Source organism: Nostoc sp. DedSLP03 (assembly GCF_034530815.1).
In the GTDB taxonomy this organism is placed as follows: Bacteria; Cyanobacteriota; Cyanobacteriia; order Cyanobacteriales; family Nostocaceae; genus Nostoc.
This window is the reverse complement of record NZ_JAVRCK010000014.1, coordinates 14,925-40,072: the sequence shown is the minus strand read 5'-3', so window position 1 is coordinate 40,072 and position 25,148 is coordinate 14,925. Positions and strand designations below refer to the sequence as shown.

The 25,148-nt window shown below is 41.0% G+C and carries 23 protein-coding genes; 14 read left to right on the top strand and 9 right to left on the bottom strand.

Features of this window, described 5'->3' with window-relative positions; translation table 11 throughout:
• Positions 1 to 11: 11 nt before the first annotated feature.
• Both RM368_RS09250 and RM368_RS09245 read right to left on the bottom strand, forming a co-directional pair.
• Entirely contained in the window at positions 12 to 503 is a 492-nt protein-coding gene (locus RM368_RS09250) for a GNAT family N-acetyltransferase (RefSeq protein WP_322693866.1), read from the bottom strand.
• A 572-nt stretch (positions 504 to 1,075) separates the two neighbouring features.
• A complete protein-coding gene (locus tag RM368_RS09245) occupies positions 1,076 to 2,242 on the bottom strand; it encodes an AI-2E family transporter (protein WP_322693807.1) in 1,167 nt (388 codons plus the stop codon).
• Between the two features lie 220 nt (positions 2,243 to 2,462).
• On the opposite strand from RM368_RS09245, the gene RM368_RS09240 reads away from it, so the two are divergent.
• Both RM368_RS09240 and RM368_RS09235 read left to right on the top strand, forming a co-directional pair.
• Positions 2,463 to 2,804, top strand: coding sequence for a hypothetical protein (locus tag RM368_RS09240; protein WP_322693865.1), 342 nt, complete (start codon positions 2,463 to 2,465; stop codon positions 2,802 to 2,804).
• A 286-nt stretch (positions 2,805 to 3,090) separates the two neighbouring features.
• Positions 3,091 to 4,515, top strand: coding sequence for an LCP family protein (locus RM368_RS09235; RefSeq protein ID WP_322693806.1), 1,425 nt, complete (start codon positions 3,091 to 3,093; stop codon positions 4,513 to 4,515).
• Here RM368_RS09235 and RM368_RS09230 read toward each other — a convergent pair.
• The 5 genes from RM368_RS09230 to RM368_RS09210 all read right to left on the bottom strand — a co-directional run bounded on the left by RM368_RS09230 (position 4,487) and on the right by RM368_RS09210 (position 10,523).
• Positions 4,487 to 5,581, bottom strand: a complete 1,095-nt coding sequence (locus tag RM368_RS09230; protein ID WP_322693805.1) for an anthranilate phosphoribosyltransferase family protein — start codon at positions 5,579 to 5,581, stop codon at positions 4,487 to 4,489. The genes RM368_RS09235 and RM368_RS09230 overlap by 29 nt on opposite strands.
• Positions 5,582 to 5,810: 229 nt before the next feature.
• A complete protein-coding gene (locus RM368_RS09225; protein WP_322693804.1) occupies positions 5,811 to 6,452 on the bottom strand; it encodes an FHA domain-containing protein in 642 nt (213 codons plus the stop codon).
• Positions 6,430 to 8,568 (bottom strand): substrate-binding domain-containing protein, encoded by a 2,139-nt coding sequence (locus RM368_RS09220; RefSeq protein ID WP_322693803.1) that lies wholly within the window; start codon positions 8,566 to 8,568, stop codon positions 6,430 to 6,432. The genes RM368_RS09225 and RM368_RS09220 overlap by 23 nt, the downstream gene beginning before the upstream one ends.
• 43 nt (positions 8,569 to 8,611) lie before the next feature.
• Positions 8,612 to 9,292 carry a response regulator transcription factor gene (locus tag RM368_RS09215; RefSeq protein WP_322693802.1) on the bottom strand — a complete coding sequence of 227 codons (681 nt, stop codon included), beginning with the start codon at positions 9,290 to 9,292 and terminating at the stop codon, positions 8,612 to 8,614.
• Between the two features lie 112 nt (positions 9,293 to 9,404).
• On the bottom strand, positions 9,405 to 10,523 hold the full coding sequence (locus RM368_RS09210; protein ID WP_322693801.1) for a HAMP domain-containing sensor histidine kinase: 1,119 nt from the start codon (positions 10,521 to 10,523) through the stop codon (positions 9,405 to 9,407).
• A 791-nt stretch (positions 10,524 to 11,314) separates the two neighbouring features.
• On the opposite strand from RM368_RS09210, the gene RM368_RS09205 reads away from it, so the two are divergent.
• From RM368_RS09205 to RM368_RS09160, 10 genes are all read left to right on the top strand, one after another.
• Positions 11,315 to 12,154 (top strand): Pvc16 family protein, encoded by an 840-nt coding sequence (locus RM368_RS09205; protein ID WP_322693800.1) that lies wholly within the window; start codon positions 11,315 to 11,317, stop codon positions 12,152 to 12,154.
• A gap of 30 nt (positions 12,155 to 12,184) precedes the next feature.
• A complete protein-coding gene (locus tag RM368_RS09200; RefSeq protein ID WP_322693799.1) occupies positions 12,185 to 13,846 on the top strand; it encodes a phage tail sheath family protein in 1,662 nt (553 codons plus the stop codon).
• A gap of 194 nt (positions 13,847 to 14,040) precedes the next feature.
• Positions 14,041 to 14,496, top strand: coding sequence for a phage tail protein (locus RM368_RS09195; RefSeq protein ID WP_094331970.1), 456 nt, complete (start codon positions 14,041 to 14,043; stop codon positions 14,494 to 14,496).
• A 145-nt stretch (positions 14,497 to 14,641) separates the two neighbouring features.
• Positions 14,642 to 15,136 (top strand): phage tail protein, encoded by a 495-nt coding sequence (locus tag RM368_RS09190; RefSeq protein WP_322688382.1) that lies wholly within the window; start codon positions 14,642 to 14,644, stop codon positions 15,134 to 15,136.
• Between the two features lie 11 nt (positions 15,137 to 15,147).
• A complete protein-coding gene (locus RM368_RS09185; RefSeq protein WP_322688381.1) occupies positions 15,148 to 15,495 on the top strand; it encodes a hypothetical protein in 348 nt (115 codons plus the stop codon).
• Between the two features lie 211 nt (positions 15,496 to 15,706).
• Positions 15,707 to 16,072 (top strand): hypothetical protein, encoded by a 366-nt coding sequence (locus RM368_RS09180; RefSeq protein WP_322693798.1) that lies wholly within the window; start codon positions 15,707 to 15,709, stop codon positions 16,070 to 16,072.
• 53 nt (positions 16,073 to 16,125) lie between these two features.
• The gene (locus RM368_RS09175) at positions 16,126 to 16,509 is read left to right on the top strand and encodes a hypothetical protein (protein WP_094347971.1); all 384 of its coding nucleotides are present in this window, start codon (positions 16,126 to 16,128) and stop codon (positions 16,507 to 16,509) included.
• Positions 16,452 to 16,655 carry a DUF6760 family protein gene (locus tag RM368_RS09170; protein ID WP_322693797.1) on the top strand — a complete coding sequence of 68 codons (204 nt, stop codon included), beginning with the start codon at positions 16,452 to 16,454 and terminating at the stop codon, positions 16,653 to 16,655. The genes RM368_RS09175 and RM368_RS09170 overlap by 58 nt, the downstream gene beginning before the upstream one ends.
• Positions 16,652 to 18,754: an FHA domain-containing protein gene (locus RM368_RS09165; RefSeq protein ID WP_322693796.1), complete on the top strand. Its 2,103-nt coding sequence runs from the start codon at positions 16,652 to 16,654 to the stop codon at positions 18,752 to 18,754. The genes RM368_RS09170 and RM368_RS09165 overlap by 4 nt, the downstream gene beginning before the upstream one ends.
• 194 nt (positions 18,755 to 18,948) lie before the next feature.
• Positions 18,949 to 21,129, top strand: a complete 2,181-nt coding sequence (locus tag RM368_RS09160) for a CHASE2 domain-containing serine/threonine-protein kinase (protein ID WP_322693795.1) — start codon at positions 18,949 to 18,951, stop codon at positions 21,127 to 21,129.
• A 137-nt stretch (positions 21,130 to 21,266) separates the two neighbouring features.
• Here RM368_RS09160 and RM368_RS09155 read toward each other — a convergent pair whose 3' ends face one another.
• Positions 21,267 to 21,719, bottom strand: coding sequence for an Hsp20/alpha crystallin family protein (locus RM368_RS09155; RefSeq protein WP_322693794.1), 453 nt, complete (start codon positions 21,717 to 21,719; stop codon positions 21,267 to 21,269).
• Between the two features lie 760 nt (positions 21,720 to 22,479).
• On the opposite strand from RM368_RS09155, the gene RM368_RS09150 reads away from it, so the two are divergent.
• Together RM368_RS09150 and RM368_RS09145 are read left to right on the top strand one after the other, a co-directional pair.
• Positions 22,480 to 22,866, top strand: coding sequence for a hypothetical protein (locus RM368_RS09150; RefSeq protein WP_322693793.1), 387 nt, complete (start codon positions 22,480 to 22,482; stop codon positions 22,864 to 22,866).
• A gap of 394 nt (positions 22,867 to 23,260) precedes the next feature.
• A complete protein-coding gene (locus tag RM368_RS09145) occupies positions 23,261 to 23,989 on the top strand; it encodes a hypothetical protein (RefSeq protein WP_322693792.1) in 729 nt (242 codons plus the stop codon).
• 337 nt (positions 23,990 to 24,326) lie between these two features.
• Here RM368_RS09145 and RM368_RS09140 read toward each other — a convergent pair whose 3' ends face one another.
• Positions 24,327 to 24,779 carry an Hsp20/alpha crystallin family protein gene (locus tag RM368_RS09140; RefSeq protein ID WP_322693791.1) on the bottom strand — a complete coding sequence of 151 codons (453 nt, stop codon included), beginning with the start codon at positions 24,777 to 24,779 and terminating at the stop codon, positions 24,327 to 24,329.
• Positions 24,780 to 25,148 lie beyond the last annotated feature (369 nt).

Sequence of the window (25,148 nt, the reverse complement as noted above, 5' to 3'; positions counted from 1 at the left end):
ATGACTAATGACTAATGACTATTGACCAATGACTTAACATAAACGCGATCGCACCTTGTTGTTTCCACTCCTGTTGCTGGAGTGTAGCCATTGCTTTCATACAGCTTGACTGCTTCCACCAAAACACTGGCGGTTTCAATCCAAATTTGTTGAAAACCACGCTTTACGATCGCTGCTTCTAGCTGTTGTAACAAATATTTCCCTAATCCTAAACCCCTGATGCTGGGTAAAAGATACATTTTGCGGATTTCTACAGCTTTTTCACCTCGGTGTATGGGGTAGTATGCGCCAGTACCTACTAACTGACTTTGGTGTTCAATTACCCAAAACTCTCCCCCAGTAGCTAAATAACATTCCTCGACTTGCAGCACATCTTGGTCAGCACCCTTGGGTTCCCAACCCAGACCGTATTCTGATAATACATAACTGATGACTTCGGCGGCTCTTGTGCGATCGCTTTTCACCCAATCACGAATTAAAAAATCTTGATAATAGTTTTTCATTACCATTTGCTGGTCAAGTTTACCCAGAAAAATTTTCCGCATCTATATCCCAATTTACTCAGCAAATAGCAATTCTTGCAGAGTTCATTTCCAGCTGTAATCTCAAGGCGTGAATTATGTCCACAAATTCGGGAATTAATTCAGTCACGTTCCCAGGTGATTATTCAGGGAGATGGTATCGATCGGCAAGTGCAGAACCTAGCAATTTCACTTCTGCTGCAATTTAAAAGCACTTCTTGCAAAGTAGTTTCCTTTCCTAAATTCTAAATTAGATAATGATTCTGAAAGTTAGATTTATTTAAAAGTTTAAAAGCTATTTACAATATTGAAGCGAAATACCAATTGGCATTCATTTTTGGTGACAAGGGCTGACTTTTCACAGTATTTGGAAAATTTTGATATTAAACAATCGCTTGCAACAGAATTTAAGAAATAAGAGGGGTAAAGGGAAAAAGGTTAATAAGAGTCTCCCATTATTAGAGAAGCAATAGCTTTTTACTCTTTCCTTTGTCCCTTACCGTTCCTGATAAATAACTGATGATACACTTCCTGTTCCTTCCTGCCTTCTTGTATTAAGGCAATGTTGCTTCAGAAATGCTCAAAGTTTTGTTGTCGTCGGCTTTCGAGGACTCATTTCCTGGAACGGATGCAGTTATCTCCCCAATGGCGCTGTCGTTTGTTCCGGTACCAGGACGCAAGGCACTTAAAGCAGTCTTAATCACAACAGCTGTAGGTACTGCCACAATTACACCCAACAGTCCGCCAATTCTTGCCCCTGTTAAGACCGAAATTAAAATCCAAACTGGATTTAAACCAGTAAAACTGCCTAAAATTCGCGGGGCAATTAAATTTTCGAGAATTTGCTGTACAATTACCGCTGCGATCAACACTCTCACACCCATTGAAAAATCTTGCAACGCTACCAACAGTGTAGTCAGGGCGATGCCTACAGAACCGCCAAAGGGAACGAGAGCCATCAGGCCAATAGTTAGTCCGAATAACAATCCAAAGGGCACTTTCAGCCACAAAAAGGTAGGAATAAGGGCTGAAGCCATACAGGTAGATAAAATCAACTGGGTGATGAAGAAATTTTGAAAGCTGAGGCGGACTGTTTTAGAGAAAGGCTCGCGAAATTTATTAGGTAGCCACTCCACTAAACTTTCCCAGAGTTCACCCCCATGCTGTAAAAGATAAAAAGTCAAAACCATCGTCAAAAGAATATCTAGCAGACTAGTAACTGTCAGTACAGCCAGATTTAAAACTTGTCCAGCGATCGCTTGTAATTGTCCTTTGACGCGATCGTTGATTTGCACCACTAAAGCATCGAGGTTAATCGGTATGCCAAAAGTCTCAGCTTTTCCGTTTAAGATCATTAACTGAGAGCGTCCAGAGTCGATTAACTCTGGCAAACGCGCCACAAGTTGTTGAGCTTGGGTAAGAGCCAAGGGAAAAAGTGTCACACCCAATGCCAATAAAATCGATAAAGCCAAGAGAAATACTAAAATAGCAACTTGCTCTCGCCTAGCACCATGATGCTCCATCCAGCTCACGGGGTAGTTGAGCAGAAATGCCAGCACTGAGGCTCCGACTAAAATGACTATGAGAGAATGGAAATAATTGAAAAATACCGAAATTGCCCAACCATTGAGAACTAGCAGCGGAGCGAATAGCGCGATCGCCCCGATTCGCGCTATTGGAGTAAATGTTTGCCACCAGTCGAGTAGCTTACGTGTCTGCATTTTGAGCTGATTGCGGAATAGAACTAAATGAAATTTTTCTTTACAGCTTATTATCTCTAACTATATGAGTCTTATTCATCCTTCTAGTTTAGGAGTTAGACTAACCCCAATGAAGAATTTTGAACCAAAAGAGAATGGGGAGCAGGGGAGCAGGGGAGCAGGGGAGCGGGGGAGCGGGGGAGTAGGGGAGCAGGGGGAGAATAATAATGCCCTATCCCCAATGCCTAAAACACAGTTGCTTTTACATTTAGTTCCGATCGTCGGCTTTTTTCCATCTTTGTGGACGCTCTATCGAGGCCAGGGTAATCGGGAACAACTTGCTATTAGTCGTCTGTCTATTACTTTGGCACTTACTTGGCTGTTGAGTTATCTATTATTAGCCACCGGGGCAGCAACTTCAGATTTTTTTCCGCTACGTCTATTTATCCTCAATAGCTTTCTTACGTCAGGTTACTTTTTAGTAAGTATTTGGTTGATTTTGCGCCTAATGCAGGGCAAATCTAGTCGTTTACCAGGGTTTAGTAGTTTAGCTGAACGAGTGCTTGGCAAGTATTTATCTTAATTTTTTAAAGCGATAAATTGTCGGTGTTTTTACTGAATTTTGGAAAATTTCTGGCAGATTTATTTATATATCTAGTCAAATCCAGTTTATTATTGCCATACTTCAGTAAAACATCTCCAGGTTGTCCCAAAAAAAGAATAAATGCTGCTATAAGTGTTGTGGTTGACACTACATTAAAAAAGTTAGCACCGATAATTAAGAGTTAGCTATTATGGGTTGATTTGTTTAGGTGTTTTTAGTCTGCAAAATTACTGAATTTGATTAGTGAGTAAGTGTGAGGAAGTCTGTGACCATTCAAAGAAGTTCGGCGGAAGAAAACCAGTCGGGAAAAGCCTCAAAGTCCAATAAAAAAATTCCCCAAAGCTCGACATCAGGACGGTGGCTGTGGTTTTGGGTAGGTATGGGTGGTATTGCGATGGTATCTGCAACTGCGGGGGCACTTTTAGCAGTGTCTTTGACGAGTACGCCTTTGCAACAAGCGCAGCTAACTCCAAAGGATGAGGCGGCCTTTGATAGCGATCGCATTTCTGGAGGTGTGCTGCGATTTTCAGAATTAACTCGTCCAGTGAATCTTTTGGTGATGGGGATGAGCGTACTTCCCCCAGATATCCAAAACCCTCCTGAAGATACCAAAAATCTCAAATATCTGCCCCAAGTCAACTCTTTTGATGGTCTTTCTGATGTGATGCTCTTGGTCAAATTCGATCCAGAGACGAAAAAAATAAATATGCTCTCCATTCCCAGAGATACCCGCACGGAAATAGAGGGGTATGGAGTGAAAAAAATTAATGCTGCCAATGTTGACGGTGGGCCAGCTTTGACTGCCAGAACTGTCAGTAATCTCTTAGGAGGAGCAGGAATCGATCGCTATATCCGAATTAATGTTTTGGGAGTTGCCAAGCTGATTGATGCTTTGGGTGGCGTGACTGTCTACGTCCCTAAAGATATGAAATACCAAGATGATTCTCAGCATTTGTACATCAATTTGAAGGCGGGTAAGCAGCATCTCAATGGCGATCAGGCATTACAATTGCTGCGTTTTCGCCATGACGAACTCGGTGATATTGGTCGGATTCAGCGCCAGCAAATGGTCATCCGCGCTTTGATGGAGCAAACACTCAACCCGGCTACTGTTGCTCAATTACCGAAAGTTCTTGATGTCGTGAAAGACCATATTGATACTAACTTGACGGTTGAAGAGTTAGTGGCACTAATGGGTTTTGGGGTGCGGACAAATCGCTCTAATATGCAAATGTTAATGCTGCCAGGTCGCTTTAGCGAAAAGAATGAATTTGATGCTAGCTATTGGTTGCCCAACAAAGATGGGATTGCGAAACTGATGGCTCAACACTTTGGTGTGGAGTCAGAACAGGAACAGCTGGCAACTACAACTAACCCCCGCTCTTTGCGTGTAGCAATTCAAGATAGTACAGGTGGCGATCGCTCTAACCTGGAACCGTTAATTAGAGCCTTGGAAAAATCTGGATATCGCAATATCTATGTGGCCAAGGCATGGGGTGAACCTCTAGATGTAACTCATATTGTCGCCCAACAGGGGGATGGTGACAGTGCCGAATCAATTCGCACCACTTTGGGATTTGGAGAAGTGCGGGTGGAAAGCACTGGCAACCTTGCATCGGATATCAGTATCCAAGTAGGTAAAGATTGGTTAGAACAAAAATCTATTTTGGAGAAGTCGTTGACACCCTAAAGGATACATCTGCTGATACTGAATTTATTACCTGGCTCAGTTCTTGGAGTTTAGCTGCTGCTACACCATTGGTTAATAATTCTTCTGCTTTAGCTAAACCTCCTGCCATATCTGAACAAATACCACTGCGCCATAGATAAAATCCGCTATTCCACAAGGCTGTTTGCATCAATTCACCTGGTTTACCTGCCAAAACCTCTTGAATATCCGCCACCAGTTCTTCAGTAGTTCCAAGGGGTACGTTCTTGGTAGTAAAGCCGTAATCGCGCGGTACGAGGTGCAATCGTTCTACCTCTTGGGGTGCTACGGATGAAGATAAACTGATGATTGCAGTGCGATCGCGCGGTAAGTCGCAACTACCTTCCAATCCTTTAATTAATGTAAATTTTGTCACTCTTCGCAGTCCTAAAGCTATCTGAAACATCCCTTCTGTCGGTGGATGAACAAACCCAGAAATTACGTGAGAATCGCCAGCATAAGGACACCAAATTAGCTCCATTGTCGCCAACGGCGGACGTTTGCCAAGTTGGTCGCGGTACTCCCAAATACTTGTAGTTAAGGGAAAATGCTGAGGTAGATAAATAAAGCCGATTCTCGTTTGCTCAAACACTTGTTGAGTTTGTGCTAGGGGTAAAGTAGTCCAATCGACTCCTAAACCCTGCCAAATATCGATCAGGGGTAAACCGTACTTTGTTGGTAGGCGATCGCCACCATGCATTACCACTGGTTGTCCCACTGCGGCGAGTAGTAAAGCTGTGACGGGACTAATAGGTGCCGTGCGTGTCCTACCATCATAAGGGATGCCAAGAGCGATCGCTGGTCGCCCAGAGGCTATGGGTTGCAGTTTTGGCCCCAGTTCCTCATAAGCATCCAACATTCCGGCTAACTCTTCTCCCGTAGGACGCTTGATTCGGTGAGCAATCAAAAAGGCTCCAATTTGGGCTGGTGTCGCTTCACCCAGCAGCATCATTTTAGTAGCGGTGGCTGCTTCAATACGAGTTAAATTCTTAGATGTGTGGTTTCCGCTGCCTACTTTTTGCAGAAATTCCCGAAATACATTGCTCATTTTTCCTTTGTCCTCTGTCCATCGTCATTTGTCCATTGTGCTTTGTCTTTGGGGATAACCGAAAATGACTAATGGCCGAATTTTAGATTTAAGAAGGTAAAAATGAGTCGTCAACAACAGAGTTTACTAAATTATTTAGCTCAGAAGTTTGTCTATCTTTAACAAAGGGCTTAAACTTCTTGTTAAGCCCCAAGTCTTGTTAACTAAAAGTTATAAAATCAGCTTTCTACTACACAACATATACAGTGAAATTAACTAGATTATCCTGACCAAATCGCAGTGAATCACCGTTAAGTAGTCGATACTGCATACCGGGAGTCAAAGGATTGTTGTTTAAATAAATACCATTTGTACTCATATCAACAATCATGTAAGAATTTTGCGACCAGTCCCAATCGACTCGCGCGTGACGACGAGAGACTATTCCCTCACTGGGAATGCCGGTCAAGTCAATTTCTGGCGGCGCTATTCCTGGACTCTGACTGCGGCGACCAATATAACCTCCTTCTCCAATGAGGTGAAATTCTCTGCCAGTGCTATGAATCAGCTTTAAAGCTGGCGCTCTTTGAGGCGGGGGGGTATAAACAGGCGGCGTTGGTTGATAGGAAACTCGTGGCTGATAGACTGTTGAATAATCAATCGGGGCTTGTTGGGGAGCTTGGTAGTTAGGTTGGTCTGTAGGCGGTCGTTGATACTGAACAGGTGGTTGACTAGGTTGTTGTTGAATAGGTGGAGGTTGACTAGGTGTTTGTGGTGTAGAAGAAACTACATTACCCACCGGGGTGGAACACCAGGGACAAACCTTAGCATTGTTAGGCAAGGCGCGGTTAAAATATTCGCAACTAGGATTAGGGCACCGATTTGCAGGCATAAGACTTTATATCATCAGGCATAGGTTGTAAAGCTACAAGACCTACTTTACTAAGTAAACACTGACCCTGACGAGTAGTTAGCATCTGGGCAAATGTAGAACCACCACGCAGGAGGTTGCTGTCTTTAGGGTACACTACAAAAATAGGGTATCCCAGAGGGTAGCTTTGGAAAGTTGTGACATCAACATAATAATCATCATGTTGACACAAATCATCTGAGGGATTAATTGAGCGCCGATCGCGTTTTTGAAACAGAGGTTGAATAGCAGACTTTTTAGCATCGGCGATCGCTAGAGGATAGCCAGTACACTGACTCGAAGTTTTACTGATAATCCCAAAACTGATAATACCAGTAGTTCGCCCATCTAAAGTTTCACTGCGTATCAGGTTTTGAGTTTTTGTTGTATCAAGCTTAGTAACTTTCGCTGCAAATAAAGCTTCGTCTTGAGGATCATTTTGCAGAACTATTTGTTGAAATTTACTGATTGCTTCCGGTTCGGTTGGGGCAAAAGGTTTCACAGGCAGATTTGGAAGTTTAGGATTAATCTGCTGCCAATTAGTAATTTTACCTGTGTAAATTTGACGCAATTGCTCAAGATTGATTTGCCCCCCAAGAGCATTGGCAAGATTTGAATCTCTTTTATTAAATGCGACAAAAACAAGTAACCCATCATAGGCTATTGCTTTTTTCGCAAGTTTATCTGTAATGTTGTCCGCCAAACTAGTAATGGCAAAATCTTTTTTGTTTGTTTGAACTTCTTCGATACTTTTAATCGGATTATTTCTATTTGATGACAAAACAGATTTATAGTCAAATGTTGCTGTTGCATCTGGCTTTGGTCTGGTCAATAAATCTCCTAAACGACTGTTGTCTACTAATTGCGTTAAAACAAAACTCCATGTACTATCTTTTTCTCCTGTATAAGTAAATTGTCCAGAAGGAACGTTGGGGACTTCGGAAAAATTCCGCACAAGTCTAGACCATTGGATATATTGATTAGGATTATCTGTTTTCCTACCCCAAAGCCAATACCAAATTCCCCCACTAAGTAGTAATAAAAATAGGATTATTAGTAAAATTAAGGGCGTTGGCAAAGGCTTTTTTAGTTCTTGAGAACCTGGCGAACGCACTGAACTTGAACTTTTAGCACGATCTTCTGGAGGAAGTTCTAGTAGTGCTTTACGAGCCGCTTCTGCACTTTCAAAAGGAGTTTCCAGCCCAATTAAACGATAAATAAACTGTTTTAAATTGCTATCGGTATCCGGCCATTGTTGATTATCTCTAGGGTCGAGAGGCTGGTTAGATGAAAAATTAGTTGTCCGCCCTACCCATAAATAAAAGGCTAACAATCCTAATGATTCTAAATCTTGATCGGGTCTGGCGGCAGCAGGTTGAGGAATAATCGGGGGAATAAATAAGTTTTCCCAGATAGCTAAATCACAAAAGTATATAGAAAACTTTTGATGATTTTCTACTTTAATTAAAATACTATCTAAATTGATATTGCCGTGAGTGATACCTAGTTGTGTTTGATTGGAGGGAAAACGCAGCTTTTGAGTGTGGAGAAACTGGAGAGTTTGTAAACCTTGATTTAGTACCTCACGCACCTCAAGAGATGTCATTGCTCCCTTTTCTATGAGATATTTACCTAAAGTTTGGGATGATTCTATGCCTTGAGTAATAAGATAGCAGCGTTCTCCTTTTTCATCTGCGATCGCTTCTTTGGTTTCCACCAGACGGAAGTTTTGAATTCGACTATCGGCTAAACTTATCCCACCCACCCGTTTAAAAGTCTCTTTCCGCTTTTGAGTCTCACTTTCATTAAAAGAACGATTAGGGAGCAAGTATTCTTTGATGATTACAGGTTGTTTGTCTTTAAGTTGAACACCTGAATATAAGCGGCCTAAACCGCGCACACCGACAAAACTAGTTATTTGATAAGTTCCCTGACTTCCTTTAATCTCACCCTCCTGTGGTAAAGTTGCCGGAAAACCACATTCCAAGCAAAACTTAGCACCCTTGATTTGCTGCGCCGTTTGGAAAGGGCGATCGCAATTTAAGGGAGAATTGTACGAGCAGGGGTATTCTTGATAAAAAGATTCAAATGAAGCCATATCCAAAAAGTTTCGTGAATTGCGCCGACTACTTCCGTCGCGCTCAAGCGTGAACTAATCCTAACTTGAGGGCAGTTACAATCGCTTGAGTCCGGCTAGTAACCTTTAATTTTTCAAAAATACTGGTGAGATGCGCTTTAACAGTAGCAACTGTTACATATAAGTGTTTAGCGATTTCTTCATTAGAAGCACCTTGAGTTAACCAGTATAAAACCTCTTGCTCTCTTTCGGTTAAATGCACCTCATGACATGCTTTTACACAAGAATCTGAATAAGCCTGAAAAAACCGGAAAAATCGACTAGCAACTTCTGAAGGTAGATAAATTTCTGACCTAGTTACGGTATCAATAGCTTCACATAATTGGGTTGCTACACGATTTTTAAACACATAACCTGCGGCTCCTCCCTGCATTGCTCTAAAAATCCAGTCGTCTTCTTGATGAGCCGACAATACTAAAACTTTGCCACTGTAAGCAGCTTCTTTAAGACGTGCCAGAACTGTAATTCCATCACATCCTTTCAATTGCATATCCAGCAAAATTAAATCTGGACAGTTCTGAGTTGTGAACTTTAAAACCTGCTCAACAGAATCTGCATCACCAATAACTTCTACAGGTAACGCAGAATTAATACTATAAAAATTTAGGAGAGTACGTAACCCTTGACGAAATCTTTCTTCATCATCTACGAGTAAAACTGAAAGTTTATTATTATCATTAGTCATATCTTTAATTACGAATTACGAATTACGTTAGCGCAGCGATAGCGAGTCTGCTTACCCTTAAAGGAAAGCAAGCTACGCGCAGCGTCTCGTAGAGAGCGTCATTACGAATTATTTATCCACTCCTTGGTCGAGGTAAAATCATCGAAAATTGTGCCCCACTTTCTGATAAAATTTGTGCCCAGATACTTCCTTGATGATCCAAAATAATTTTTTTAGCAATAGTTAAACCCAGTCCTGTACCTCCTTTACGTCGGGAATAAAATGGAGTAAATATTTTTTGTAAGTCTTCTTGAGACAATCCTGGCCCTAGATCGGAGATTTTAATTAAAACTTCATCTTGAAAAATTTGCCAGCTACAGGTAATAGTTCCTGAATGAGGGCTGAAATGAACGGCATTACTGAGGATATTATCAAAAACTTGTTTCATTTGTAATTTGTCTATCTTCAGTATTGTCGATGTATCGGGAATTAATATTTTAAGTTTTTTCTGATTAATTAGAGGTTGTAAATTTTTGATACTTTCAACCACTAAACTTCTTAAATCTTGAAGTGTTACTCTTAATTTTGCACTTTGACCGCAATCAATCAATTCATTTAAATTAGTATCTAAATCTTGTATACTTTCGCCGATGATTGTTGCTTGCTCTTGCCAAGGGCTATCCTCTAAACCTAAGCATAAATTATGTGCATACAATCCTATAAGTCCTAAAGAGTTACGCAATTGATGACCGACCCTATGTAAGATATCTTCTAAAAGTTGAATTTCAGTTTTTTGTCTGCCATAGTCCAAGGAAATACCTACATACTTACTCAGCAGCATAGCAGAGCGTTTTACATATAGTTGTAAACTCGACGAGAGAGGTTCATGAGTAATGATTTGAATATATTCAGTTTTCTGATTTCTATAGGATATGGGGCAAATGTAAGAAATAGATGAAAAGTCCTTAAGCTGAAATTCCTGTAAAGTCAAAACAGGCGGAAAATCTGTAAGCCATGCTTCCGAACGCAAATAAGCTAAAGTTTTTGGGGAAAAAGGAACTTGGTCTTGACCATAATTTATCACCTCTTGATTAGCTCTTAATAATGAATCATGATAGACAATTCGAGCGAAAAAAATTGGATACTGACTAGTTAACTGCTCAGACTCAAGCTGACAAAAGCTTTGGATGTCTGAGGAACTCAAATAATTAGAGCCATTGTCTAGTTTTTGTACAGAAAAGCCTAGTGTCATAGCTTCACTCGCTTTTTGCAACTAAATGTTTTTACTCTTCTGCTGACCAGTATAAAATTATGCAGTCTCAGGAATGTTTATTTTTTTGTTAAGTTCTCTTTTGAGATAATTCATAGAAATAATTATTAAGGTTTGTATTCACACGTGTATTATCAAGCTAACTTTGCTGTGTAAACAAGTTTGTAGTAAAAACTTTAGTCCTAATGTTAAGCACTGAAATGCTTACTACGTACCCAAGCTTTCGTTAGCTTAATGGACTACTTGGGATGTCTTTTCAGCCATTAGTGTCAAGTTAAGATGAAATCACTGGGGTCAACTAGTATAGCTAGGGACACTTCGGCAAGCTCAGTGCATCGCTGGGGACTCGATGAAAAGTCTTTTTGTGTTTAGGTTTTATCCTCCTCAATTTAAAATTGAACAAAAATAATAAACGCTCGCCCGAATTCAACAAACGCTCGCCCGAATTCAACAAACGCTCGCCCGAATTCGACGAACATACCTTTGACATTTGGGCTTCTGCCTTAACTTGACCGAAAAAGGCAGAGGGTAGGAGGCAGGAGGCAGAAGGAAAGAATATGTTTTTCCTCTACCAAAAAGGTTACAAGCTCCTCTCTTACAAAGTTCTGATGCCTGCGGCGGACTACAGATTAATCTACAAACTGAAGTTGCTGCTTTACGGATTTTTGACCCAATATGCCATTTAAAAAATATCGACAAAAGTCTAATTAACTTTAGAAGCTCGATACATATACTGTAGAGGCATCTGGATTAGCTACCAGCAGCACACCTTCATGCTTATCTTCGTTCTTCAAACTTTAGCCGAAATTCTCGCTGGAGGAACCTCACTTACCAGTACAGAGCAAATTGACTTTAGCCATCCTGGTAATCGTAGGGAAGAGGGAGCAGGTCCGACTCTCAATTTATATATTTTTGATATACGTGAGAGTAAGCAGGTACAACATTCTGGCAGGCAAGTAGAACGCAAGCTAACACGCGCTCTACAACCTGCCACTGTAAATTGGGCACCCGCTTGGTTTGATGTTTCGCTGTTATTAACAGCCTGGGATAGAACAGCTTTAGGTGAGCATCACTTTATTAGTGAGGCATTGACTGTGCTGTTGCGCCATCGCACCTTGGAAGAAGAGTTTTTGGTTCCTGAATTACGGGGCTATGGTAATTTGAACATGACAGTTGCCTTAGAGCCGCCAATTGAGATTGGCTCTTTATGGAGCGCTCTCAATGTGCCATTGCGTTCAGCCTTATATTTGACAGTTACAATACCCTTCGAGCCACAACCGGCTCCAGTGCCTTTGGTTTGGGAGCGAATTTTCAATTTGCGAAATCAATTGTCTCGCGATAGTGACAGTTTAGTATTAACCAGACGAGTTGCGATCGCGGGTATTGTCAAAAGTGCGGTGACAAATTTGCCGCTGGTAGCAACAGAAGTGGCTGTGAGAGGAACTGACAAGTCCATATCAACTACTAAAGAAGGGCTGTTCTTCTTTGAAGACCTTCATTTAGGTAATTATGTTTTGACTCTGAATCATCCTGGATATTTACCCCAAAACGTCAATGCATTGGTAGATAACCAAAGTAATACTTTCAAAGAAATATTTCTAACTCCTGAATAATTAGATTTTTACTGACTTGGAGAAACTTTCATGGCTAGACTTGATTACTTTGCTCCTGGTGTTTACATCGAAGAAATTGACCGGGGTAGCCGACCAATTGAAGGTGTTAGCACAGCAGTTGCCGGATTTGTAGGCTTTACAGAAGACGTTCGCGGTGGGGCTGAGTTATACAAGCCCATGCTAGTAACCACTTGGACGCAATTTTTAAACTACTTTGCCCGTCCCAACTCTGATGGCTTCACCGATTTCAACGCCTATTTACCCTTTTCAGTCTACGGCTACTTTATGAATGGTGGCGGTCGTTGCTGGGTAACAAGCATTGGGACTCAGTTACCAGGCGCACCTAGACCTGCAACTCCAGAACCGGCTACCCTCAGAATCAACGCTCGAGGTAATCGTCCATCCCTGCGCTTTACTTTGCGCCCCGAGCAAGCATCAGGTGGATTAGTAAATATTGTAATTGTTGATGGTTCGCCCCGCGCTCTACCCGAAGGTACTGAAGGAGAAGCGCCTCCCAATACAGGCGAATATTTCACCATCGAAATTCGTCGGGGAGATGAGCTTTTAGAGCAATACGAGAACTTGAGCATGAACCGCGACCCTAACGCTCAAGTCGCAACTTATGCCCTGACAGCATTGAGAAATTCGATGTATATCACCGTAGAAGACATCACTCAAAGCGGACAACCTTTAGCTCGTCGTCCGGTGAATGGTCAATATGAACTAGCGCCGCCCATCGTCGCCGCCACACCCGATAGATTTTCGCAAAATTTGGAAGGGGTTCGAGACGATCGCACCGGGGTACGCGGTATCTTTGAAGTTGATGAAATCACAATGCTGGCTTGTCCTGATGTGATGCGGGCTTATCAAGAGCAAGTACTGAATTTAGATCAAGTCCACGGTATCATCGAACTGATGATTAGTATGTGCGAGGGTTCTGCCAGTGGCGATATTCCCAACCCACCCAACCGCATGGTTGTATTGGATTCGCCACCGGAAGCCGTCAAACCGCAACAAGTGGTGGAATGGTTGAACAGATTTAACCGTCGTTCGATGTTTGCGGCCCTTTATTATCCTTGGATTAAAGTACCGAATCCACGCGATCGCGGTAATCCAATTTTAGTACCTCCTTGTGGTCATGTGATGGGTGTTTGGGCCCGCACTGACGAAACCAGAGGAGTTTACAAAGCCCCAGCCAATGAAGTTCCCAGAGGCGTAATTGGTTTGGGCTATGACACCAACTTCCGCGAACAAGAACTATTAAATCCCTTGGGAATAAATTGTATTCGCAGCTTCCCCAATCGAGGTATCCGCATTTGGGGCGCACGCACTTTAGTTGAGCCAGATAAAACAGAGTGGCGTTACATCAGCGTGCGTAGACTAATTAGCTATATCGAAAAATCCCTAGAACTGGGGACTCAGTGGGTAGTTTTTGAACCGAACGACCAAGATTTATGGGCGCGTGTCACCCGCACCGTCAGTAACTTCTTAGAACGTATCTGGCGTGAAGGTGCTTTATTTGGTGCATCTCCTGCCCAAGCATTTTATGTCAAGTGCGACGAAGAATTGAACCCACCAGAAACCAGAATTTTAGGACGTTTATATATTGAAGTCGGAGTTTGTCCCGTCAGACCTGCGGAATTTGTTGTTTTCCGCATCAGCCAATGGAATGGCATTGAAGATAGCGAATAGGGCATTTGTCATTTGTCATTTGTCATTTGTCATTTGTCATTGGGCATTGGGCATTGGGCATTGGGCATTGGGAATTGGACATGGGGCATTGGGCATTGGGGAAAGAATTCTTATAACTCCCAATTCCTAACTCCTAACTCCTAACTCCCAAATCCCCATTTCAAAATTAATTACACACAAAGGAGTCTAAAAGTATGGCAGGCGAATTTTTAACCTCTTGTAAGTTTTACTTCGAGGCTGATGGAATTACTGATAAATTCATCAAAGAAATTAGCGGACTAGGCGTTGAAAATACACCAGCGCAGGAAGTTCACGGTTCCTCTAAAGGCGCTAAACTAATGCGTCAAGCTACACCAACTGTTGTTAAATTTACCAACATTACAGTAAAAGTCATCGCCACTGATGATATAGACCTGTATAAATGGTATCAAGACTGTAACGAAGATATGGGAGACCCTCGGAAGTGGGCACAGAATCGTAAGACTGGTTCGGTGGTTGCTTACGACCAACAAGGCTCTGAAAAGGCACGCTGGAACATTGTCAATTGTTATCCCTGTAAATACACCGGGCCTACCTTAACAGCCTCTGGTGGTGATATGGCAAATGAGACTGTTGAATTGGTTCATGAAGGAATTAAACGAATCAAATAATCGTAATTGCGTAAAGCCTGCGGCATAGCTTTGCTTAGAGCGTAGCGGTAGCGAGTCCGCAAGCGTCATTACGAATTACGAATTACGTAGCTTGCTTCTCGCCTTTGGCGAGTATTACGAATTACGAATTACGAATTATTTAACAGTGGTACAATCCGCAAGCCGAATTCCAGAAGTTTTGACAGCCCATCGGTTCTATTTAGAACTGACATTAGAAGGTCAAAACGATGCCAATTGTTTCTTTTTGGAGTGTCAAGGCTTTAAAAGAACACAAGAGGTTATTGAAATTACTGAAGTCACTTCTCAAACCTGGGGTACAAAAGGGCAATCAAAAGGTCAGGTAGTAAGAACCAAGCTTCCTAGCAATTCCAAGAGTGGTAATCTCATTCTGCGTAGAGGAACCACTAACTCTATGGATTTTTGGAAGTGGTTTGAAAAAGTCGAAAAGGGTAATTGGTCGCAGCAACGTAGACTTGTTGCTTTGTCTATTTATAATCAGGCAAATCAAGAAGTGGCTAGATTTGAATTAGCCGGTGCTTGGCCTGCAAGTTACAAGATTGCCGATGTCAACGCCCGCAGCCATGACATCGAAATTGAAGAGGTGGAGGTTGCTTTTGAGGAATTTAAACGCGTGAAATAATTAGGAGAATTATGTTTCCCACAGAGTTTGAATTTACACTGCCAAAGGGGTATCTAGACTCTGAAGGCAACCTCCACCGCAAAGGTGTAATGCGGTTATCAACGGCGATAGACGAAATTGCACCCTTGCGTGACCCACGTGTTAAAGCGAATCCTGTTTATGCCACAATTATTATCTTGTCGCGAGTGATTACCTGTTTGGGTGCTTTATCAGAAGTTACTCCTGCAATCGTGGAAAACTTTTTTTCCCAAGATTTAAATTATCTCCAAGATTTTTACCGTCGAATCAATGGCTTGGAAGGCGAAACTTCCATACCGGAAGATACAGTAAATTCTCCCGAAGCACTTCTTCATAATTGAATTGGGCATTGGGTATTGGGCAATGAGGAGCAGGGGGCAGAAGGAAAAGTTCCAAGCTATGTCTGCAAGTATCAAAGACTCATTAAGGAAACTCCAAATAAAAAAAGACTCAACTACTTTTTGTGGGGTGGGCGACACGAGCGCTCCAAGCTTTGGGCGGACAAGATATCCACCCCACAAGATTGGATAATTTATTTGTTGGAAGTCCCAAATGAGTATCAAAGCCTCACTAAAGGAGTTCAAAGACTCATTAAAGGAGTTCAAAGACTCATTAAAGGAGTTCAGAGCCTCATTAATGAGTATCAAAGCCTCATTAAAGGAGTTCAAAGACTCATTAAAGGAGTTCAAAGCCTCATTAATGAGTATCAAAGCCTCATTAAAGGAGTTCAAAGCCTCATTAATGAGTATCAAAGCCTCATTAAAAAAGTTAGCCTCGTTCCCAGCCTGGAGGCTGGGAATGTATTCCCAGAGGTTCTACCTCTTGTCAACAAAGAGGAGGCAGAGCCTCCCAGAATGGGTTCCCAGCCTCCAGGCTGGGAACCAGTCAGCACTCAGCACTGGCTCAACGCCCCGCTGACGCTAACAGCACTCAGCACTCCCCAATACCCAATGCCCAAATAAAATTAACCTATGCGCCGTAAAAAGGATACTCTCTGCACAGAATTTGCTTTCACTCTTCCTAGAGGGTTAAGTGATGGCGAACAACGAGTACATCGTCATGGGGTGATGCGTTTAGCCACCGCCAAAGATGAAATTTTGGTGCAACAAGAGCGCAAAGTTCAAGAAAATCCGGCTTACGGCGTTTTGGTGATGCTGGCACGGGTTATTACTCGCTTGGGCAGTTTCAACTCTGTTAGTCCTGATTTACTCGAAGGACTTCTCCTACATGACATTGCCTATCTCCGAGAATTTTATAATCGAATCAATCAACAAGGCAATGTACACATTCCGACACAATGTCCCCACTGCAATACTCAATTTTCAGTGGAGCTAGAACTAGCGGGGGAGTCGTAAGCTACCCCTTTGATACTTTATATGAGGAGGTAGCTTTTATTGCTTATCATTTCCACTGGTCACAAGATGATATTTTAAATTTAGAACATACTACCCGTCAGCGCTGGGTAGCAGAAATCAATAAAATTAACCAAAAATTAATATGAAAGTTAAAGTTAGCTACTCACCAAATTTAAGTGAAGTCAATGAAGTTGACCTGACCACAGAAACTCCAACGAGAGGAGAATGGGTAATAGGTCGTTCTCCTGATTCTGATTTAGTCCTAGACAGCCCTGATATCAGTCGGGTACATGCTAAGTTTTTTGTTAAAAGTGGAAATTACTACTTTTCTGATCTTGGCAGTAGAAATGGTTCAATAGTTAATGGGAAACAAGCTGAAAAAGATCGACCATATTCTTTGAGTGATGGAGATATTATTCGGATTGCAGATTATGTTTTGATTTTGGAAGCAATTGCTCCCGCTTATGAGCAACCAGAGACAGTCTTTAGAATTATAGATCCTTCACTGTTTTCTCGATCGCGATCGCCTGAAAATGTCAGCGCCGCCAATGTTGTTAATCCAGCCCCAGAGGTAGTTAGCGAAGTTCCATCGCCAATTAGTTCCGGAGTAGAAGCACCCCCTGCCTCAGAAATCAGCGAAATCTCAGAAGTTGTTTCGACTCAACCTGATGATGTTATCCCTGTTGTTGATACACCAGAAGCAGTTAGCGAAGTGCCACACGATGTTCGTGATGATGTTGTGGATTTGCGGACATTAGTTACACCAGAAGTCAGCGCCGATAGTGAAAAAGTCGAAGTTCCAGAAGTCAGCGAAGCCTCAGAAGTTTCTTTGACTGAACCTGATAACGCCATAGCTACACCTGAAAACATCATTGAAACTCCTGAAGAGGAAAGTGTTCTTCCAGAAGCTAACCACGATGAGGCTGTAGATTTTGAAGCAGCACCGGCGACAGAATCTACTTTCGTACAACAGCGTGATATAAGTGCTACTCCAGACACTACCTACGACGAGGATGCAGAGTTAGAGGCAGCACTAGCAGCAGAAGTTACCTTCGTACAGCCACGTGATATTTTGAACGAAGTTCCTGTACAAAGCGCCACTCCTGAAGCTACCTACGACGAGGATGCAGAGTTGGAGGCAGCACTAGCAGCAGAAGTTACCTCCGTCCAGCCGCGCGATATTTTCCACCATGAATCTGAGGAGGAAAGGGACATTCCTGAAACTACTCACGATGAAGTAGTGAATTTGGATACGCCAGTCGCAGAAGAAACCAGTGAAGTTGTTGAAAACGAAGAGATTCAGCCACAAGCAGCAGAGGAGCAGAGCCAAGTTATACGGGATATCATTGATGAAACTACTCACGATGAAGTAGTGAATTTGGATACGCCAGTCGCAGAAGAAACCAGTGAAGTTGTTGAAAACGAAGAGATTCAGCCACAAGCAGCAGAGGAGCAGAGCCAAGTTACACGGGATATCATTGATGAAGCAATAGATTGGGATAGGTCAGTTACAGCAGCAGACAGCGCAGATGTTGAGGAAGTAGAACCTACTTCTACGGCGGATGAAACAATAAGCGAAGTTTCTGAAGCATCAACTGCACCTGATGATGCCGTTGCGGAAGTTTTAAGCAATCAATACATTGATTTGAATAATGCAAGTGCTGAAGAAGTTAGTGTATATGTCGATGGTGTTGCTGCACAAATAAGTAACATTTCTGACTCAGCGGACATTCCATCTTTGGAAACAACAGAAAGTGGAGCTACTGATAGCATCAGTCAAACTATTGAAGAAATTCCGGAAGTAGAAGAAAATCGTTTTGATGAAACTCCAGAAGAAACAAATGTTAGTGAGTCTCCTCAAGCAATCATTGAAAGAAATATAGTACTGATTGCTCATGAAAGCAAGAAATCAGAACTTGCTGAATTGGTTTCTCAACATCAAGAATTTTTCTCGCAGAGTTTTACAATTACCTGGCCATCTGTTAGTGAAGTTTTACATCAGCAGGCAGGGATAACTATTAGTCAACAAACTCCCGCACCAACATCTGGAGGATATCAAACAATTGCTTCATTGGTTGGAGCCGGAGAAATTGTAGCAGTTATTTTCCTGCGAGATTTGCTGCAACCTCAACCTGGTCAAGCAAATGAAGAAGCACTGTTAAGATTATGCACTATTAATCAAGTTTTATTGGCTACTAATTTGGCAACGGCAGAGGCGATCGTGCATTATCTGAAACACATCTAGCAATTATAAATGAGTTATGAATAAAAAGATCCCCGACTTCGTAAAAGTTGTCGGGGATTTGAGTCTTTTGGCGTTTCCAAGTAAAATATGATGACTATATTTTTTGAAAAGTTGCAAATTGCGTAGAATAATTTCGATATTAAAAATTAATCCGAAAATCTACGTATATTTTAAAGTAAAATCTATTTAAGAAAATGGTTGTAACTTTTAAAAGTTTATTTAGACAGCCAGTTATTCTTTCAAGTGCGATCGCAACACTTCTGTTAGTAGGAATTCAAAAACTGGGGGTTTTCGAGCCTCTAGAAATGAAAGTCTACGACCAAATGATGCAATTACGTGCCGACCCAGGCCCAGACACTCGTTTGTTGATTGTTGCTTTAAGTGAAAAAGATATCCAAAAATGGAATTGGCCCTTGTCTAGCGAACTTCTAGACCGACTATTAGGCAAACTTGAAGAATATCAACCGCGAGTCATTGGTCTAGATATTTTTCGTGACTTAGCAGTACCGCCTGGTCATGACAAGCTACTGCAACGCCTCCAACAGAGCGATATCATCATTCCTATTTGTAAACATTCTGGTTCTAACAATCCGGGAATAGCACCCCCAAAAGGCGTTGAAGCAGAGCGAGTAGGATTTAATGATGTCGTAGAAGATACTGATGCCACAATTCGCCGCAACCTTTTATTAGTAAGTGCAGAGGAGTCTGATTCTTGTCAAAGTACCTATTCTTTTAGCTTACAACTAGCGCTCAAATATTTAGAAGTTGGAGGCATCCAATTAGAATTTACCCCCAAAAAAGAACTACAACTACGTAATACTGTATTTAAACCTCTGCAAAGTAACGCTGGCGGCTATGAAAAAGCAGATACCAATGGCTACCAAATCCTGTTTAATTACCGTTCTGGTCATCAGGTTGCCCAGCAGGTAACTATTACAGAAGTGCTTGCAAATCAAGTTGAACCAGATTTAGTTAAAGACCGCATCGTTTTGATTGGTTCAACAGCTAATAGTTTAAATGATATTTTTAATACCCCCTTTGCTAGCGGGAAGTCAGATAATTCTGGCAAAATGGCCGGAATTGAAATTCATGCCCACAGCGTTAGTCAAATTCTCAGTGCTGTTCTAAACAAACAACCTCTATTTTGGTTTTTGCCTGAGTGGGGTAAAGTCTTGTGGATATGGGTATGGACTGTAGTTGGTGGATTGCTGGTATGGCGGATTCAACATCCGCTAGGCTTAGGATTGGCAGCAGTAACAGCCCTAGCAGTATTATTTGGAGTTAATTTTGTCATTTTTACCCAAGCTGGATGGTTCCCGGTCATACCTCCGGCGTTAGGGTTAGTATTTACCGCCGCCAGTGTCCTTGCCTATAGTGCTTATCAAACCCAGCAAGAGCAAAAAGAAATTACCCAACGGGTTCAAGAACACCAACAATTAATTATAGAATTACAAAATCTTTTACGGCAGCGTGGCAACGCCTCAAATGAAGCGCCAACCGTAATTATTGATTCCATCGGGCAAGAAATTGCAATAGGCACGGTACTAAATAACCGCTACAAAATTACTCAACCTTTGGGTTCTGGCGGATTTAGCAATACTTATTTAGCTGACGATATCCAGCGTCCTGGTAATCCGCAGTGTGTGGTTAAACAGTTGCGACCTCCCCGCCAAGATGCAGAATATTTAAATGTTGTCAGACGTTTATTCGATGCGGAAGCAGAAATTTTAGAAACTTTGGGTAAGCACCCACAAATTCCCCAACTACTAGCTTTTTTTGAAGAAAATCGGCAATTCTCTTTAGTGCAAGAATTTGTTCGGGGGCACGCTATGGATAAAGAGTTAACTGCTGGGAAGGGACTAAAACAAGCTGAAGTTGTGGAGATACTCAAAGAAGTTTTAAATGTACTAGTTTTTGTTCACAGCTATGGCGTAATCCATCGAGATATCAAACCTAGTAACTTAATTAGGCGAGAATCAGACCGGCACATTGTTTTAATTGACTTTGGCGCTGTTAAGCAGATTCAACCTCAGCAGCAAGAAGCTCAAACTATTTCAATTGGCACTCCTAATTATGCACCTTCGGAACAAATGAGCGGGTTGCCAAAACTTAACAGCGATATTTATGCCTTGGGAATTATGGGAATACAAGGTTTAACTGGGGTAGAACCCAGAGAGTTTCGTAGAGACACAAATACTGGTGAAATAATTATCCAAAGCCAAGCTGATGCTAATCAACAAATTTGGCAACATTGGCGCGAATTAACTGACGCTACAAACGAGTTAGTGATGATTTTAAATAAAATGGTACATTTCGACTTCACTCAACGATATCAGTCAGCCGCAGAGGTGCTTAGAAATCTCGAAAGTCTTTAGTACTTTTTTCCAACACTAAATTGCTCAAAAAAAAGCCTGGTCACTCGCATGACCAAGCTCTTAACTATTTCAACCAATTATTGCAGGAAAAGTAGTGCGACGCCGAATAGCCCGTCGTAGACATCGCAAACAAACCATTAGTTAGCAGATTGTTCCAAATTCACCTTGACAACTTTGTTCTTTTCTTGCTCAGTTTTAGGCAGTGTTAGATTCAAGATACCATCTTTATAATCTGCTGTAACGTCAGTATTTTTAATCCGAGCCGATAGAGGAATTACGCGTTGAAATTTACCGTAATGAAACTCACTTCTGGTAACACCTTTTTCCTCTGTTTTGGTTTCGGACTTCCGCTCACCGCTAACATAAACAGCATTTTCTGTAACTTGTACATCCAGGTCTTTAGCTTCTATTCCTGGCACTTCTAGCTTCAGATTAATCGCATCTTCAGTTTCTTGAATTTCAGCAGCCGGAACTTTGCTTAAGCCTTTCTCAAACAATGCAGATGGTAGCCTGGTATCTTCAAATAAACTATTTATTTGGTGTTGTAGAGTGTCAATTTCTCTCCAAGGATTCCAACGAATTAGTGTCATAGCCCTTCCTCGCATCAGTTAATATTATTTAATATTTTTTGCACTTCAAATTGTGCTTACATATTCATATTATGTATAGTTAAAGCTGCTGTAAATTCGGTTTTTGACACCAGCTAATTGATGATTACCGCACAAAATTAGATAAAAAAATTTTCCGGTTTACTCTAATTTATCTATTCGGGTTTACCGAACAGATAAATTAGATTCAATCAGACTAAATCAATAAATCTGCTGTTGAAGGGATAGCGTAAAAATACGATGCCTCAGTTGAGCTATATCTATAACTGAGTAACAGCGTTGCATAAATTTTTAGATAACCTCAGTTAAATATATATCTGTTCAAGTTTGTCCTGAACTTAGCTCTCGATTTATTAACCAACACAGCATCAATGATGAAATTCTTTCCTTGGCTTAATTTTGCACACATTGTTGATTCTAGTGTCCTACCTAGAATCACTAGGATTCAAATAGCTACTTATCGCAAAAATAGCACATCAATCAACACAGCTGTCAAATCTAATACTTTACGCAACGATTCCACAGATATCAATTGCCTCAAAACCTTTGATACTGCTGTTCTTGCTTATCAGATGATGGGTTTTAGCAACTTTGAATGAACCGTAGGATGCAATCACCCGAATGGGTGAAAAGCAAATCAACCGTTCAGGTGAACTGGGTGCAGGAAGTTAAGACAAATAAAAAATAAGACTCTATTACTCAAGAATACTAATCGCACTTTACTATAACTAAGGATAATCCGATGAAACTCTCTATCTTGATTGATTCTGTACTCATTGTTACTTCTATTGCTTTATTGCCTAGAATGGGTGGCACGCAAATAGCTACTAACAATAGTGGCGAACCTATAGCTATCAATTCTAACAATTCATCTAACCTCAGCTACATCAAACCCTTTGATGCTACATTTCTAGCTTATCAAAGTAATCTGAAAGCACAGGGTGGTCTTAGCAATAGCGCTTTGGTATCTCAATCCCAAACAGGAAACCTGACTGGATTAAATGTGGTTAAGACTGCTGTTAACGCTAATAAAAAGTTACCAGCACAAGCTTTAAATGATAAAGGTTATCTAAACGCTGTCGAGTTGCAGCTGATATCAGATGACAGCACTAATAATTTATCTTACTAAGTATAGACTTACAGAGGTTCGTAATGGATTTATAAAATGCTGTACTATCATTTGGTTGCTTTGACAAGAAAATGCGTAACCGAGCAGGAAAAGCTGCTGTCTCCCCCTAATTACCATCTCATTCGCAAAAATGACTTTAACCCCTCCAACACCTTGGAGGGGTTTTTAGTTGGTGCTACGGTTGCTACTTGCTCTAGCGTCGTCCCATGCATAGTAGCACTAGAATGCTTTCTGCTCCCACAACGGCGTGACTCATCACACTTTTAGAAATAAGGGACGAGTCATAAATTATTTACTGTTCTATCAAATTAACGTTGTTAAGTTACTCAGCAGGTGTAGTTTTCACCTCCAGGCTGTGTTAGATATTGTGATGCGAAACAGGAGTATAGATACGTTGTTAAAGCTTTCTCCCGAATCTCCTCTATTTATTGTATTAATCATTATTAGTTTTATAGTAGTAACTTTGTCAACTTGGTTATCATCTAAACCTTTCGTTTTAAAACCATTTGGAGTTAATGATATTGTCCAGTTACTCACATTAGAATTATTTATTTCTTTGTTGTTAGAGCGTTCTTTAGAAGTTTTTATAACTACTTGGCGTGGCCCATTCGTCGAACAATTAGATATTAGTATTCAGCAAGAAAAAGCTCTAATCTCTGAGAAAATCAAACTTATGGAAGGACAACAGCAACAATTTCCTTCTTTGGAATCAAATCAAATCAGTGGACTCCCACCAGAAGGAATGAGTTTAGAACAGCAAATCATCCAAAATTTTACACAAAATCAACAAAATTCATTAAAAATTTTCCAGCCACAAATGGATGATATAAATGAAAAAGAGCGCCAAAGAACAGCCTATAAATCTGATACACGAATAATTGCTCTATGGACATCTCTTTTATTCGGTCTTTTAATGAGCGCAATAGGTATTCGCTCAATCGAACCACTTGTAGTTATTGATTTAGATAATCCCATACAGGTAATTATTTTCCGTTGTTTAGATGCATTACTGACAGGAGGTTTAATTGCCGGAGGTAGTGAGGGAATTCATAAGCTTATAAAAGTTTTTATCGATTTTATGGAAGCTACATCTAAACAAATCAAAAATCAAGGCTCGTCTTGATAAAACTTTCAATGCAGGAGAAGATTGCAAATATTATGAAAACTATAGTAATATCTATTCTGTTTATCTCTAACTACTTTTTCACTTGGAATTTTGATAATAATAATTGACTCAAATATATAAAACTGGTCGCAAAGTCACAGGGAATTTCAAGCAAAGAATAGAAATAGTATGAATGTAAATTCAGTACCAGTACAGCGATCGCCTCAATTTTTAGAACAAAAGAGAGCGACACTGAGCAGTACCTTAAAGTGGAGATCGCATACAAAAAAGTCCAGTCATCTCTAACTGGGCTTTTAGCTATCTCAATCAATTATTGAAAGTGAGTAGTTTCACACTATGCAGCAGATTCTTCGAGATTAACCTTGACAACTTTGTTCTTTTCTTGCTCGGTTTTAGGCAGTGTCAAATTCAAAATACCGTCTTTATAATCTGCGGTAACATTGGTATTTTGAACCCTAGCAGATAAAGGAATTACACGCTGGAATTTGCCGTAGTAAAATTCACTCTTGGTAATACCCTTGTCTTGGGTTTGAGTTTCAGATTTGCGCTCACCGCTAATGTGAACAGCGTCTTGGGTAACTTGAATATCTAAGTCTTTAGCTGACAGTCCTGGCAGTTCTAGCTTAAGATGAATCGCATCATCGGTTTCGTGCAACTCAGCAGCCGGAACTCTGACAAAGCCTTTTTCAAGCCGTGTAGATGGGACTTTGGTATCTCCCAATAAGCCGTTGATGTGACGTTCTAAAGCGTTCAATTCTTGCCAGGGGTTGTAACGAACTAGTACCATAATTCTTTCTCGGAAAAATTCAGCTATTGTTTAATCGTTTTTGCACTTGGTTTTGTGCTTATGTATTCATAATAAATATGGTTCCAACTTGTGTAAATTCGGTTATCATCACCTCATTAACTGATGATTACCGCACTTAATTAGACCTAAAAAAAGATTACGGTTTACTCTAATTTATTAGTTCGGTAAACCAGAATAAGAACTATTAAGACCAATATAATCAACTACCTAACCTGCTGTTGAAGAAGATATGCAGTTAGGCGATCGCTTATATTTCCAAAACAACAACATCCAAGCTCTATTGCGCCGTGGTATTCCTAAGACTTTAGGCTAGAATCCCCTAGCATCAAGGCAGGAGTGTTGACAAAG